Source organism: Bradyrhizobium sp. USDA3010 (assembly GCF_056429065.1).
Genome location: NZ_JBWJZD010000006.1, coordinates 244,600 through 257,367 on the forward strand (window position 1 = coordinate 244,600; position 12,768 = coordinate 257,367).

12 protein-coding genes are annotated in these 12,768 nt (G+C 65.2%); 10 read left to right on the top strand and 2 right to left on the bottom strand.

The features are described from left to right. Positions 1-148 precede the first annotated feature (148 nt). Positions 149-1,321 (bottom strand): acetyl-CoA C-acetyltransferase, encoded by a 1,173-nt coding sequence (locus AC066Y_RS12785; protein ID WP_478274170.1) that lies wholly within the window; start codon positions 1,319-1,321, stop codon positions 149-151. A gap of 196 nt (positions 1,322-1,517) precedes the next feature. Here AC066Y_RS12785 and AC066Y_RS12790 point away from each other — a divergent pair, with 196 nt between their 5' ends. The 9 genes from AC066Y_RS12790 to AC066Y_RS12830 all read left to right on the top strand — a co-directional run bounded on the left by AC066Y_RS12790 (position 1,518) and on the right by AC066Y_RS12830 (position 11,035). Next, a complete protein-coding gene (locus AC066Y_RS12790) occupies positions 1,518-2,183 on the top strand; it encodes a TetR family transcriptional regulator (RefSeq protein WP_478274171.1) in 666 nt (221 codons plus the stop codon). Positions 2,184-2,229: 46 nt separating this feature from the next. Then, the gene (locus AC066Y_RS12795) at positions 2,230-2,988 is read left to right on the top strand and encodes an SDR family NAD(P)-dependent oxidoreductase (RefSeq protein ID WP_029077953.1); all 759 of its coding nucleotides are present in this window, start codon (positions 2,230-2,232) and stop codon (positions 2,986-2,988) included. Between the two features lie 164 nt (positions 2,989-3,152). Then, the gene (locus AC066Y_RS12800) at positions 3,153-3,959 is read left to right on the top strand and encodes an enoyl-CoA hydratase/isomerase family protein (protein WP_478274172.1); all 807 of its coding nucleotides are present in this window, start codon (positions 3,153-3,155) and stop codon (positions 3,957-3,959) included. 41 nt (positions 3,960-4,000) lie between these two features. Then, positions 4,001-5,869, top strand: coding sequence for an AMP-binding protein (locus AC066Y_RS12805; protein WP_478274173.1), 1,869 nt, complete (start codon positions 4,001-4,003; stop codon positions 5,867-5,869). A 117-nt stretch (positions 5,870-5,986) separates the two neighbouring features. Beyond that, positions 5,987-7,114 (top strand): acyl-CoA dehydrogenase family protein, encoded by a 1,128-nt coding sequence (locus AC066Y_RS12810; protein ID WP_478274174.1) that lies wholly within the window; start codon positions 5,987-5,989, stop codon positions 7,112-7,114. A gap of 114 nt (positions 7,115-7,228) precedes the next feature. Continuing rightward, a complete protein-coding gene (locus AC066Y_RS12815) occupies positions 7,229-8,476 on the top strand; it encodes an acyl-CoA dehydrogenase (protein WP_478274175.1) in 1,248 nt (415 codons plus the stop codon). A gap of 112 nt (positions 8,477-8,588) precedes the next feature. Further along, entirely contained in the window at positions 8,589-9,833 is a 1,245-nt protein-coding gene (locus AC066Y_RS12820; protein ID WP_478274176.1) for an acyl-CoA dehydrogenase, read from the top strand. A gap of 2 nt (positions 9,834-9,835) precedes the next feature. After that, positions 9,836-10,546 (top strand): nitroreductase, encoded by a 711-nt coding sequence (locus AC066Y_RS12825; protein WP_478274177.1) that lies wholly within the window; start codon positions 9,836-9,838, stop codon positions 10,544-10,546. 78 nt (positions 10,547-10,624) lie between these two features. Further along, the gene (locus AC066Y_RS12830; protein ID WP_478274178.1) at positions 10,625-11,035 is read left to right on the top strand and encodes a hypothetical protein; all 411 of its coding nucleotides are present in this window, start codon (positions 10,625-10,627) and stop codon (positions 11,033-11,035) included. Here AC066Y_RS12830 and AC066Y_RS12835 read toward each other — a convergent pair. After that, positions 11,032-12,027 carry a helix-turn-helix transcriptional regulator gene (locus AC066Y_RS12835; protein ID WP_478274179.1) on the bottom strand — a complete coding sequence of 332 codons (996 nt, stop codon included), beginning with the start codon at positions 12,025-12,027 and terminating at the stop codon, positions 11,032-11,034. The genes AC066Y_RS12830 and AC066Y_RS12835 overlap by 4 nt on opposite strands. Before the next feature lie 83 nt (positions 12,028-12,110). Here AC066Y_RS12835 and AC066Y_RS12840 point away from each other — a divergent pair, with 83 nt between their 5' ends. Then, positions 12,111-12,764 carry a glutathione S-transferase family protein gene (locus AC066Y_RS12840; protein ID WP_478274180.1) on the top strand — a complete coding sequence of 218 codons (654 nt, stop codon included), beginning with the start codon at positions 12,111-12,113 and terminating at the stop codon, positions 12,762-12,764. The last annotated feature ends 4 nt before the right edge of the window (positions 12,765-12,768 follow it).

Genomic DNA, 12,768 nt, shown 5'->3' on the forward strand with positions numbered 1-12,768 from the left:
CACCGTTCTATGTTGTTGAAATGAGTTGGGGCCGCAGCCCGGCATAACCACTTCGACCTGTGGTTATGGGTCCCGGCTCAAGGCCGGGACGACACCTTTTGTGTGACCGCCTGTACGGCTCGTTTTGTCCGTTGATGCGGACTCTCTCTTACAGCCGCTCGACGATCGTGACGTTCGCCATGCCGCCGCCTTCGCACATGGTTTGCAGGCCATAGCGCTTGTTGCGCTGCTTCAGGGCGTGCAGCAGCGTCGTCATCAGCTTGGTGCCGGAGCCGCCGAGCGGATGGCCGAGCGCGATCGCACCGCCATTGACGTTGAGCCGGGCCGGATCGGCGCCGGTGGTCTTCAGCCACGCGGTCGGCACCGAGGCGAAGGCCTCGTTGACCTCGAACAGGTCGATGTCGTCGATTGTCATGCCGGCCTTCTGCAGCGCGCGCTGGGTCGCCGGCAGCGGCGCTTCCAGCATGATCACGGGGTCGCCGCCCATCATGGTGAGGTGATGGATGCGCGCCATCGGCTTGACGCCGAGCGCCTTCAGGCCCTTCTCGTTGACGACCATCACGCCGGAGGCGCCGTCGCAGATCTGGCTGGCGCTGGCCGCGGTCAGCTTGCCGTTCTCGGCGATCAGCTTGACGCCCTTGATGCCGTCGAGGCTGGCGTCGAAGCGGATGCCTTCGTCGATGTGGTGGGTGTCGGTCGAGCCGTCGGCGCGGGTGATTTGCACGGGCACGATCTCGTCCTTGAAGTGGCCGGCTTGCGTGGCCGCGATCGCGCGCTGGTGGCTGTTGTAGGAATATTCGTCGAGCTCGTCCTTCGACAGGCCGTACTTCTCGGCCATCATTTCCGCGCCGGTGAACTGGCTGAAGACGATGTTCGGATACTTCGCCTCGATGCCCGGGCTCTTGTAGTGGCCGAAGCCGTTCTTGGCGGGCAGCGAGGAGGCGAGGCCCATCGGCACGCGGGTCATCGATTCCACGCCGGCGGCGATCACGCAGTCCATGGTGCCGCTCATCACGGCCTGCGCCGCGAAGTGCAGCGCCTGCTGCGAGGAGCCGCACTGGCGGTCGATCGAGGTCGCGGGCACGCTCTCCGGCAGCTTCGAGGCCATCACCGCGTTGCGCGCGACGTTGTTGGACTGCTCGCCGGCCTGCATCACGCAGCCCATGATCACGTCCTCGACCTGCGCCGGGTCGGCACCGGATCGTTCGACCAGCGCATCGAGCACGGTCGCGGCCAGATCGGCCGGATGCCAACCGGAAAGACGCCCTCCCTTGCGGCCGCCGGCGGTGCGGGCGGCGGCGACGATATATGCCTCGGCCATGTCTGATCTCCCTGATGTTTTTCTGGATTGGGCGGTTTCAAGATTGGGCCGGATTTAAGGGGCGGCTCAGCATTTAGTCAATCAATCAATTAACTCTTGAGTGCAGCCCCGCCATGGGCTTATGTGCGGCCTCGATTTACCGGCGAGCCAGGAAGCAGCTGAACAGCCGGCGACACAGAGCGGGACCAGAGCGCAGTTGAATACTAGCGTACCGACGAAACTTCCGGCCGGCAAAAATGCCACTGCCGACAAGCTATTGGTCGCGGCCAGCGAGCTGATGATCGAGCGCGCCTCGATCGAGGTGTCGCTGTCCGATATCGCGCAGAAGTCGGGCGTCAACGCCGCGCTGGTGAAATATCATTTCGGCAATAAGGACGGGCTGTTGCTGGCGCTGCTCGCGCGCGACGCCGCCACCGAGATCTCTCAGCTCGAATATCTCATCAGCCAGCCGATCACGCCGTCGGCGAAACTGCGGCTGCATATCGGCGGCATCATTCGTGCCTATCACCAGTTCCCCTATATGAACCGGCTGATCCATTATCTGCTGCACGAGAGCTCGACTGCTGCCGCGAACGAGGTGTCGAAATTCTTCGTCGCGCCGCTTTTGGATTTTCATCGCCGGCTGCTCGCCGAAGGCATCAAGGCCGGCGAATTCCGCAAGATCGATCCGGTGCTGTTCTACACCAGCCTGATCGGCGCCTGCGATCACCTGTTCTTCGGCCGCCACGCGATGTCGCGCGCGGTCGGCGTCGGTCCGGTCACCGACGAGGTCTGCCGCGAATACATCAAGCACATGGAAGCCTTGATTTTCGGCGGCGTGCTCAATCCCGATAAGGGAACGGCAGCGGTCGCCGCCGGATAATAAGTTCGAAGTCTAGAGAAGAAACGCCCAAGGAAAGGTTGCTCCCATGCAGTTGAAAGACGTTGCCGTTCTCATCACCGGCGGTGGCTCCGGCCTCGGCGCCGCGACCGCGCGCGCCATGGCCGCCAAGGGCGCCAGGATCGGCGTGATCGACCAGAACAAGGAAAACGCCGAGAAGGTCGCCGCCGAAGTGAAGGGCGTTGCCCTGCACGCCGACGTCACCGACGAGGAAGCGATCAAGGCGGCGATCGCCAAAGCCGAGGCCGCGCACGGCATCGCGCGCGTGCTGATGAACTGCGCCGGCATCGGCGGCTCGCAGCGCATCGTCGGCAAGGACGGCGTCTATCCGCTGGCGAAGTTCGTCCGCATCATCAACGTCAATCTGATCGGCACCTTCAACGTGCTGCGCCTGTTCGCCGAGCGGCTGGCGACCGAAGCCCCGATCGGCGAGGAGCGCGGCGTCGCGATCAACACCGCGTCGGTCGCGGCTTATGAAGGCCAGATCGGCCAGATCGCCTATTCGGCCTCGAAGGGCGGCGTCGTCGGCCTCACGCTGCCGGCCGCGCGCGACCTCGCGAGCCTGAAGATCCGCGTCAACACCATCGCCCCCGGCCTGTTCCTGACGCCGCTGCTGATGGGTCTCAACGAGGAAGCCCGCAAGAGCCTCGGCGCCCAGGTGCCGCATCCGGCCCGCCTCGGCGACGCCTCGGAGTACGGCAACCTCGCGGTCCACATCGTCGAGAACCCGATGCTCAACGGCGAAACCATCCGCCTCGACGGCGCCATCCGGATGGCGCCGCGCTAAGCCACAAGCTCGACTGTTGTCCCGGCGAAAGCCGGGACCCATACTCCGCGGCGTCTGTAACAGGCAAACCTGGCAGACGCCGCGCAAGAACACCAAAAGCCTGTGGTTATGGATCCCGGCTCGCGCTTCGCTTGGCCGGGACGACGGTCGGGAGGACCATGCGCGTGTCTCAGCCGCTGCTGATCGAACATCACGACGGAACAGATTGGGTCACGCTCAATCGCCCGGAAAGCCTGAACGCGCTCGACCCCTCGCTGATCGATGCGCTCAACGTCTACTTCCAGGGCCTGCAGCGCAATCGCGACACCCGCGTCGTGGTGCTGAAGGGCGCCGGCGCGAATTTCTGCGCCGGGCTCGACCTCAAGCATGCGATGGCGCGCCGCGGCGGGCAGGCCGAACCGCCCGGCGTCACCGAGTCGCTGGACTCTCAGCGCCGCATTGCCGACATCGTGATGCTGATGCGGCGCTGTCCGCAGCCGATCATCGCGCTGGTGCAGGGCGCGGCGGCTGGCGGCGGCTTCGCGCTGGCGCTCGCGGCCGACATCCGCATCGCGGCGAAGAACGCGCGGATGAACTGCGCCTTCATCAAGCTCGGCCTCGGCGGCTGCGACATCGGCACCAGCTATTTCCTGCCGCGCCTCGTCGGCGTGTCGGTCGCCTCCGAATTGATCCTCACCGGGCGCTTCATCAACGCGGACCGCGCGCTTGCCGTCGGTCTTGTGTCTGAAGTGGTCGAGGCGGCCGATCTCGACGCTGCGGCCAATCCTTATGTCGACGCGATGATGACGGCCTCGCCGGTCGGCCTCCGCCTCTCGAAGGAGTGCATCAACATGAGCGTCGATGCCGGCTCGATCGAAGCCGTGATCGCGATGGAGGATCGCAATCAGGTGCTGTGCAGCCGCTCGGAAGATTTCCAGGAAGGCATCAGGGCCTTTCTCGAGAAACGAAAGCCTGTCTATATCAGGCGCTGAGAACAGATCCTCAAAAGGACGAGAATTCCGGGAGACGCAAAATGGATGGAGACGCGGCGATGCTGACGAAGCCTGCCTTTCGCAAGGTGGATTGGCTCGCGCGTGACATCGCGGTCGAGCGGCGCGCTGACGGGACCGTCGTCCTGAAGTCGCGGATCCCGTTGCAGGCCTACGAGACGCACATTCCGGCCTATCTTGCCAAATGGGCGGCACAGGCGCCGGAGCGGATATGGCTGGCGCAACGCGGTGGTCCCGACCGGCAGTGGCGCAAGGTCTCCTATCGTGAAGCCAAGCGCACCGTCGATGCGTTGACGCAGGGCCTGCTCGATCTCGGCATCGCCGACGACCGGCCGGTCGCGATCCTGTCCGGCAACTCGATCGAGCACGCGCTGATGACGCAGGCTGCGATGCAGGCGCGGCTGCCGGCCGCGCCGGTGTCGCCGGCCTATTCGCTGATGAGCCAGGATCATCTCAAGCTCAAATACCTCTTCAACCTGATCAAGCCCGCCGTCGTGATGGTGCAGGACGGTCCGACCTTCGAGAAGGCGCTGAAGGCGATCGATCTTACCGGCATCACGGTTATTCACGTGCAGCGTCCCTGCGAGGGGATCAAGAGCGTGTCCTTCGCCGAGCTCGCGGCAACGCCGGCGACGGCTGATGTCGGCGCGTCGATCGCGAAGATCACGCCCGCGACCGTCGGCAAGCTGCTGTTCACCTCGGGCTCGACCGGCATGCCCAAGGCCGTCATCAACACCCAGCAGATGATGTGCGCCAATGCGGCGATGATGATGCAGGTGCGCCCGCGGGAAACGGCTGGCCCGATCCCGACCGTGCTCGACTGGATGCCGTGGAATCACACGATGGGCGGCAACGCCGCGTTCAATCCGGTGCTGGTCGACGGTGGTACGCTCTATATCGACGACGGCCGGCCGATGCCGGGCCAGTTCGAGGAGACCATCAGGAACCTGCGCGAGGTGTCGCCGACCTATTACGCCAATGTGCCGGCCGGGTATGCCGCGCTGGCATCCGCGATGGAGAAGGACGAGGCTCTGTGCGCGAGCTTCTTCAAGAACCTCTCGATCATGGCCTATGGCGGCGCGCGGCTGCCGGACGATCTCTATGACCGGATGCAGGCGCTGGCGGTGAAGACATCAGGCGAGCGCATCGTGTTCTACACCGGCTGGGGCTCGACCGAGACCGCGCCGACCTCGACCGGCACCTATTGGGACACCGAGCGCGTCGGCCTGATCGGCCTGCCGTTCCCCGGCGTCGAGCTGAAGATGGTGCCGTGCGGTTCGAAATACGAACTACGGCTGCGCGGCGTCAACGTCACGCCGGGCTATTTCGGCCAGCCGGACCTCACCGCGAAGATGTTCGACGAGGAGGGCTTCTACTGCATCGGCGACGCCGGCGTGTTCGTGCACCCCGAGGATCCGTTGCAGGGCATCATCTTTGCCGGCCGCGTGGTCGAGGACTTCAAGCTGACCACAGGCACCTTCGTCCATGTCGGCTCGCTGCGCACCGATGCGATATCCGCTGCGACGCCGGTCGTGCATGACGCACTGGTGGCGGGGCAGGACCGCGAGTTCATCGGCCTGTTGTGCTGGCCGAACCTGCATGCCTGCCGCCAGCTGGTCGGCAATGCGGATGCGACCTATGAGGACGTGATCCGGCATCCCGAGGTGGTCGCCTGTCTCAGGAAAGGCTTGCAGGCGCACAATGCATCTTGCACCGGCAGCAGCATGCGGATCGCGCGTGCGATGCTGATGGTCGAGCCGCCGTCGATCGACGGCAACGAGCTCACCGACAAGGGCTACATCAACCAGCGCGCCGGCCTCGAACGCCGCGCCGCGCTGGTGGAGAAGCTCTACGCCGGCAAGCCCGGCGATGACGTGATCATTTTGAACTGATCGTAGGATGGGTAGAGCGTAGCGAAACCCATCATCTCTGACCAAGCCATCGATGGGTATCGCTTCGCTCCACCCATCTGACGACGCCAACGAACAACAGCAACGCGGGTAAGCGCCATGAATTTCGATTTCTCCGACGAACAGAAGCAGATGCGCGACGAGGCGCGGAAGTTCCTCAGCGAGCAGTGCCCGCCGAAGGCCGTGCGCGAGGTGCTTGACGGCAAGGCGCCCTACGACAAGGCACTCTGGAAAGGCCTCGCCGAGATGGGCTTTCTCGGCGTCGCGATTCCGGAGCAATTCGGCGGCGCGGGTGCCGGCCATCTCGAGCTCTGCGTGATTGCGGAAGAAATGGGCCGCGCGCTGGCGCCGGTGCCGTTCTCCTCCACCGTGTATCTTGCTGCCGAGGCGATCATGATCGCAGGCAGTGACGCGCAGAAGCAGAAGTGGCTGCCGAAGATCGCTTCCGGCGATGCCATCGGTACGCTGGCGCTGTTCGAGGGCAAGGGCAATCCGTCGCCGAAGGCGGTCAAGGTCACGGCCAATGGCGGCGTGCTCAACGGCGTCAAGAAGCCGGTCGCCGACGGCGCGATCGCCGATTTCGCCGTTGTCGCCGCCCGCACCGGCTCGAGCGGTCGCGAGTCGGACATTTCGTTGTTCATCGTCGATCTCAAGGCCGGCGGCGTCGAGGTCAAGTCGCTCACCAACATCGATCTGACCCGCGGCCAGGCCGAGATCACCTTCAAGGACGCCAAGGCCGAGCCGCTCGGCACCACCAGCGAGGGCTGGGGTGTGATCACCCAGGTGCTGGATCGCGCAGCCGTGTTGACGGCGTTCGAGCAGGTTGGCGGCGCCGACCGCACGCTGGAGATGGGCCGCGACTACGCGCTCGACCGTATCGCGTTCGGCCGTCCGATCGGCTCGTTCCAGGCGGTCAAGCACATGCTGGCCGACATGTATGTCTCGGCGACCCTGGCGCGCTCGAACTGCTACTACGGTGCCTGGGCGCTCTCGACCAATGCCGGCGAATTGCCGGAAGCGGCCGCCGCCGCGCGCATCAGCGCGACCCAGGCGTTCCAGCACTGCGCCAAGAACAACATCCAGGTCCATGGCGGCATGGGCTTCACCTGGGAGTTCGACTGCCACATGTACTACCGCCGCGCCAATGCGGTGGCGCTCGGCCTCGGCAGCCTGTCCTATTGGGAAGACGCCCTGATCGACCGCATGCGCAAGAAGAACGCGGCGTAGTTCCACGATTCGTCGTTCCGGGATGCGCGAAGCGCAGACCCGGAATCCAGAGGTTGGGAATCGAGATTCCGGGTTCACGCTTCGCGTGCCCCGGAATGACGGAAAGAGATCAGGATGAATTTCGACGACACCCCGCAGGAGGCCGCATTCCGCGCCGAGGCGAAAGCCTGGATCGCGGCCAATGCGCCGAAGCAATATGAAGACGAGCTGCGCAAGGCCTCACTCGGCCGCGTTCAGCTCAAGGGCGCCAACATCCTCGAGGTCGCCAAGGCCTGGCAGAAGAAGAAGGCCGACGCCGGCTGGGCCTGTCTGCACTGGCCGAAGGAGTATGGCGGCCGCGGCTCGTCGCCGATCGAGCGCGTGATCTGGCAGCAGGAGGAGGGCCCGTTCGGTCGCCTCAGCTCGATGTTCATCATCGGCCACGGCATGTGCGGGCCGACCATGATGGCGTTCGCCGGCGAGGAGCAGAAGCGCAAATATCTGCCGCCGCTCGCCTCCGGCGAGAAGGTCTGGTGCCAGCTGTTCTCCGAGCCGGCCGGCGGCTCCGACGTCGCGGGCCTGCGCACCCGCGCCGAGAAGCAGGGCGACGAATGGGTGGTCAACGGCCAGAAGATCTGGACCTCGGGCGCGCATTACTCCGATTACGGGATCCTCTTGACCCGCACCGATCCCAATGTCGCAAAGCACAAGGGCCTCACCATGTTCTTCCTGGACATGAAGAGCCCGGGCGTCGAGGTCAGGCCGATCAAGCAGGCGAGCGGCGCCTCCGACTTCAACGAGGTCTATTTCACCGACGTGCGGATTCCGGACTCGCAACGGCTCGGCAATGTCAATGACGGCTGGAACGTGTCGCTGACGACGCTGATGAACGAGCGTATGTCGATCGGCGCCGGCGTCGCGACCGGCTTCCCCGAGCTGTTCGACTTCTGCAACAGCTTGATGCTGGAGGACGGTCCCGCGATCGAGAACCGCGCGGTGCGCGCAAAGCTTGCGAACTGGGCGGTGAAGGCGAGCGGGCTGAAATACACCAGCATGCGCGCGATCTCCGCGCTCTCCCGTGGCGAGCGCCCCGGGCCGGAGAACTCGATCGGCAAGCTGGTCGCCGGCTCGATGATCCAGGACGTCGCGACCTACGCGCTCGATCTGCAGGGCGCCGCCGGCGCGCTGAACGGACCCGAGGATGCCGAGGTCGCCGGCAAATTCCAGGCGATGCTGCTGCGTGCGCCGGGCACCCGCGTCGAGGGCGGCACCGACGAGATCATGCGCAACATCATCGCCGAGCGCGTGCTGGGCCTGCCCGGCGACATCAGGGTCGACAAGGACGTTCCCTTCAACAAGATCCCGACCAAGGGAAGAGCTTGAGCAATCGTAGGGCGGGTTAGCGCAGCGTAACCCGCCATTTCGCAACAACGTTTCGATGGAATCGGTGGGTTACGCCTTCGGCTAACCCACCCTACGCAAAAAGAGGTTCGCCATGAATTTCGACGACACGCCGCAGGAAGCTGAATTCCGTAGCCTCGCCCGCAACTGGATCGCGGCCAACGCGCCGAAGGAGTTCGAGGAAGAGCTCTCGAAGTCCTCGCTCGGCCGCATCAGGCTCGCCAGGCACGACATGGTCGAGGTCGGCAAGGCCTGGCAGAAGAAGAAGGCGGAGGGCGGCTGGGCCTGCCTGCACTGGCCGAAGGAATATGGCGGCCGTGGCGCCACCCCGATCGAGCGCGTGATCTGGCAGCAGGAAGAGGGCGTCTACGGCAAGCTGACCCAGCCGTTCCAGATCGGCGAGGGCATGTGCGGCCCGACGGTGATGGCCTGGGGCAGCGAAGAGGCCAAGCGCCGCTATCTGCCAAGGCTCGCCTCCGGTGAGGAGATCTGGTGCCAGCTGTTCTCCGAGCCGTCGGCCGGCTCCGACGTCGCCGGTCTGCGCACCCGCGCCGAGAAGAAGGGCGACAACTGGGTCGTCAACGGCCAGAAGATCTGGACCTCCGGCGCGCATTACTCCGACTACGGCCTTCTGATCGCGCGCACCGATCCGAATGTGCCCAAGCACAAGGGCCTCACCATGTTCTTCCTCGACATGAAGAGCCCCGGCGTCGAGGTCAGGCCGATCAAGCAGGCCAACGGCATGCAGGAGTTCAACGAGGTCTATTTCACCGACGTCGTGATCCCGGACAGCCAGCGCTTAGGTGCGGTCGGCGAGGGCTGGAGCGTGTCGCTGACCACGCTGATGAACGAGCGCATGTCGATCGGATCGCGGCTTGCGACCGGTGTCCCCGAAATGTTCGAGTTCTGCTCCAATCTGATGCTGGAGGATGGCCTTGCGATCGACGATCCGGCGGTGCGCTCCAAGCTTGCGAGCTGGGCGGTGAAGGCGAGCGGGCTGAAATACACCAGCTATCGCGCGATCTCGGCGCTGTCGAAGGGCGAGCGGCCCGGTCCGGAAAATTCCATCGGCAAGCTGGTCTCCGGCCTGATGCTGCAGGACATCGCGACCTATGCAATGGACCTCGAGGGCGCCGCGGGTAGCCTCACGGGCACCGACGAGGAGCAGGCCAACGGCCAGTTCCAGCAGATGCTGCTGTCGTCGCCCTCGATGCGTATCGCCGGTGGCACCGACGAGATCCTGCGCAACATCATCGCCGAGCGCGTGCTCGGCCTGCCGGGCGACATCCGGGTCGACAAGGACGTGCCCTACAACAAGATCCCGACCAAGGGCCGCTGAGCATGGATGCCACCACCAAGCCGCGTTTCGCGGCCGAAGACCGCATCGGCGCGCTCGAGGAGCTGCTCAACGAGCGCTACTCGGTGCGTGCGTTCCAGCCGCGCGAGGTGCCGCGCGACGTCATCGAGCATATTTTGACGACTGCGCAGCGCACGGCGTCCTGGTGCAACAGCCAGCCCTGGCAGGTCCTGATCGTGTCCGGCGAGGCCAAGGAGCGCTTTCGCAAGGCGATCTATGCCGAGGCCTCGCGCGGCCTCGGCGAGGACTACGACTTCACGCCGCCGCGTGAATATGTCGGGGTCTATCTGGAGCGCCGCCGCGAAAGCGGGTTCCAGCTCTACAACACGCTCGGGATCGCGCGCGGCGACAGGGCGGCCTACGCCAAGCAGGCGCTGGAGAATTACAATTTCTTCGGCGCGCCGCACATTGCCGTGATCCACACCGACGAGCCGCTCGGCATCTATGGCGCGATCGACTGCGGCGGCTATGTCTCGAACTTCATGCTGGCCGCGCAGGCGCTCGGGCTCGGCACCATTCCGCAGGCCGCGATTGCGCGCCATTCCGGCCTGATCCGCCGCCATTTCAACCTGGGCGACGATCGCCGGGTTGTCTGCGGTATCTCGTTCGGCTATGCGGATCATGCGCACAAGGTGAACAGCTACCGCACGTCGCGCGCGACTGTGGCGGATACTGTCACATTTGTGGATGTATAGTTTCCTCAGGGCGGGAAGGTCGGTTCACCCTCCCGCCGAGGACAAGAAGAAACGACAAGAAGAACGACTAGAACAACAATGGCGAATAACGCCTCCCTGACGCCGGCGGAGATCAGCTGGCAACTGCACCGTCTGCCTGCGCTTGAGCGTGACGCGTTCATTGCCGCGCATTGTTTGGGACAGCCCGTTGCCTGGAAGACCCGCTTCTTCGACGCGATCGACTGGGGCGCGGGCTCCGTGCTGCAATTCAGCTTCCTGCAACGCGGCTGGCACCGCCATTCCCGGCTCGACAACCCGATCTATGCCTATATCGACATCGAGCAACATCCGGAAACACGCGGCCTGCGCCGCGGCCGGCGGATCGATCTCGACGGCACGATCAAGGGCGTCGACTTCGTGACCGGGATTACGCTCACGCTCGACCGGTTCGAGATCCTGCCCGTCAACTTTCTCGACCGCTTCGTCATCAGCTCGGACAGCCGGTATTAACGGCGCGCCGCGCGGCGCGGCGGCGCGTTCGCATAGCGCGCGGCCATCGCGCCCGCCAGCTCCGCCATCTTCTCGCGCAACTCCGCGGGCGCGATCACCTCGGCCTCGGCGCCGAGCCGAAGCAGCTCGGTTGCCGCATGCCACACTGTCTTGCCGACCGGCATGGTGGCGATCCGCCAGCCGTCGGGCTCAGTGCCATCGGCAAGCCGCATCCGTGCCTTCACGTAAGGGTGGGCCAGAGCATCGAACAGTTGCAGCCCCAACGGTGACAGCCGCACCGTGGCCTCGTTCGGATGCAACTCGGCCTCGAGCCGCGCGATCGAGGCGCGCCAATAGGTGGAGAGATCGAACTCCGCCGGCCGCGCGAACGGCGTCTCCAGTGCGGTGCAATCCAGCACCCGCGCGACCCGGTAGGTGCGCACATTGCCGTCGACGAGGCCGGCGAGATACCAGCTGCCGCCCTTCAGTACGAGGCCGAGCGGCGCCACGCGCCGCCGCTTCTCGGCTTTCCAGCTTTGGTAGCGGATCTCGATCAGGGTCTCGCGCAGCACGGAGCTTGCGATGGCGCGCAGATGCTTCGGCTCCTCGGTCTCGCCGAACCAGCCCGGCGCGTCGAGATGGAAGCGCTGCTGCATGCCCCGCGCGTTGGGGCGAAGATTCTCCGGCAGCGCCGCCATCAGCTTGGTCTGCGCCGCCGCCATCGCGGCATCGAGGCCGAGCGCGGCGGCGGGGCCGGGCAGCCCAGCCATGAACAGCGCCTCGGCCTCGCCCTGCGATAGCCCGTTCAGCCGCACCCGATAGCCGTCGAGCAGCCGGTAGCCGCCCTCGGCACCGCGGTCGGCATAGACGGGGACGCCGGCAGCCGAGAGCGCATCGATGTCGCGATAGATCGTGCGCACCGAGACCTCGCAGGCTTCGGCCAATTCGGGCGCGGTAACCTGTCCCCGCGCCTGCAGGGTGGTGAGGATGGAAAACAGCCGGCTCGCACGCATGGGAAGATCATACCTGACACAAGATGTCAGGTATAGGCGGACATAAGGAGGCCACGCCCCTGACGGCGCAAGGAGACCCGCTAATGACCACCGCTGCCACCACCGACCGCCTCACGCTGTATTACTCGCCGCAGAGCCGCGCCACCGGCACCCGCGTGCTGCTGGAGGAACTCGGCGCGCCCTATAATCTGCACGTCCTCAACATGAAGGCAGCCGAGCAGCGCAAGGACGCCTACCTCGCGATCAATCCCCTCGGCAAGGTGCCGGCGATCCGCCACCGTGACGCGCTGGTCACCGAGCAGGTCGCGATCTTCATCTATCTCGCCGATCTGTTTCCGCAGGCGGGCCTGACGCCCGCGCTGAACGACCGGCGCCGCGGCCCGTACCTGCGCTGGATCGCCTATTACGGCGCCTCGTTCGAGCCGGCGGTGATCGACCATTTCATGAAGCGCGAGCCGGCGCCGATCACGCAGTCGCCCTATGCCGATTACGACACCATGCTGGGCACGCTCGAGGCGCAGCTCGCAAAGGGGCCCTATCTGCTCGGCGAAGAGATCACGGCGGCCGACATCCTCTGGGGCATCGCGCTTAGCTGGACCATGATGTTCGGCATCGTGCCGAAAAGGGACGTGTTCGTCCGCTATGCCGAACGCATCGCCGCGCGCCCGGCTTTCATCCGGATCTCGAAGGCCGACGACGAAATGGCGGCGCAGCATGCAGCAGCCGCCGGAGTGTGATACG

What these genes read in the sequence shown, in the direction of transcription:
- AC066Y_RS12795 (WP_029077953.1), top strand. Translation starts at nt 2,230, where the DNA reads ATGCAGTTGAAAGACGTTGCCGTTCTCATCACCGGCGGTGGCTCCGGC.
- AC066Y_RS12785 (WP_478274170.1), bottom strand. Translation starts at nt 1,321, where the DNA reads ATGGCCGAGGCATATATCGTCGCCGCCGCCCGCACCGCCGGCGGCCGC.
- AC066Y_RS12825 (WP_478274177.1), top strand. Translation starts at nt 9,836, where the DNA reads ATGGATGCCACCACCAAGCCGCGTTTCGCGGCCGAAGACCGCATCGGC.
- AC066Y_RS12840 (WP_478274180.1), top strand. Translation starts at nt 12,111, where the DNA reads ATGACCACCGCTGCCACCACCGACCGCCTCACGCTGTATTACTCGCCG.
- AC066Y_RS12835 (WP_478274179.1), bottom strand. Translation starts at nt 12,027, where the DNA reads ATGCGTGCGAGCCGGCTGTTTTCCATCCTCACCACCCTGCAGGCGCGG.
- AC066Y_RS12830 (WP_478274178.1), top strand. Translation starts at nt 10,625, where the DNA reads ATGGCGAATAACGCCTCCCTGACGCCGGCGGAGATCAGCTGGCAACTG.
- AC066Y_RS12810 (WP_478274174.1), top strand. Translation starts at nt 5,987, where the DNA reads ATGAATTTCGATTTCTCCGACGAACAGAAGCAGATGCGCGACGAGGCG.
- AC066Y_RS12820 (WP_478274176.1), top strand. Translation starts at nt 8,589, where the DNA reads ATGAATTTCGACGACACGCCGCAGGAAGCTGAATTCCGTAGCCTCGCC.
- AC066Y_RS12815 (WP_478274175.1), top strand. Translation starts at nt 7,229, where the DNA reads ATGAATTTCGACGACACCCCGCAGGAGGCCGCATTCCGCGCCGAGGCG.
- AC066Y_RS12805 (WP_478274173.1), top strand. Translation starts at nt 4,001, where the DNA reads ATGGATGGAGACGCGGCGATGCTGACGAAGCCTGCCTTTCGCAAGGTG.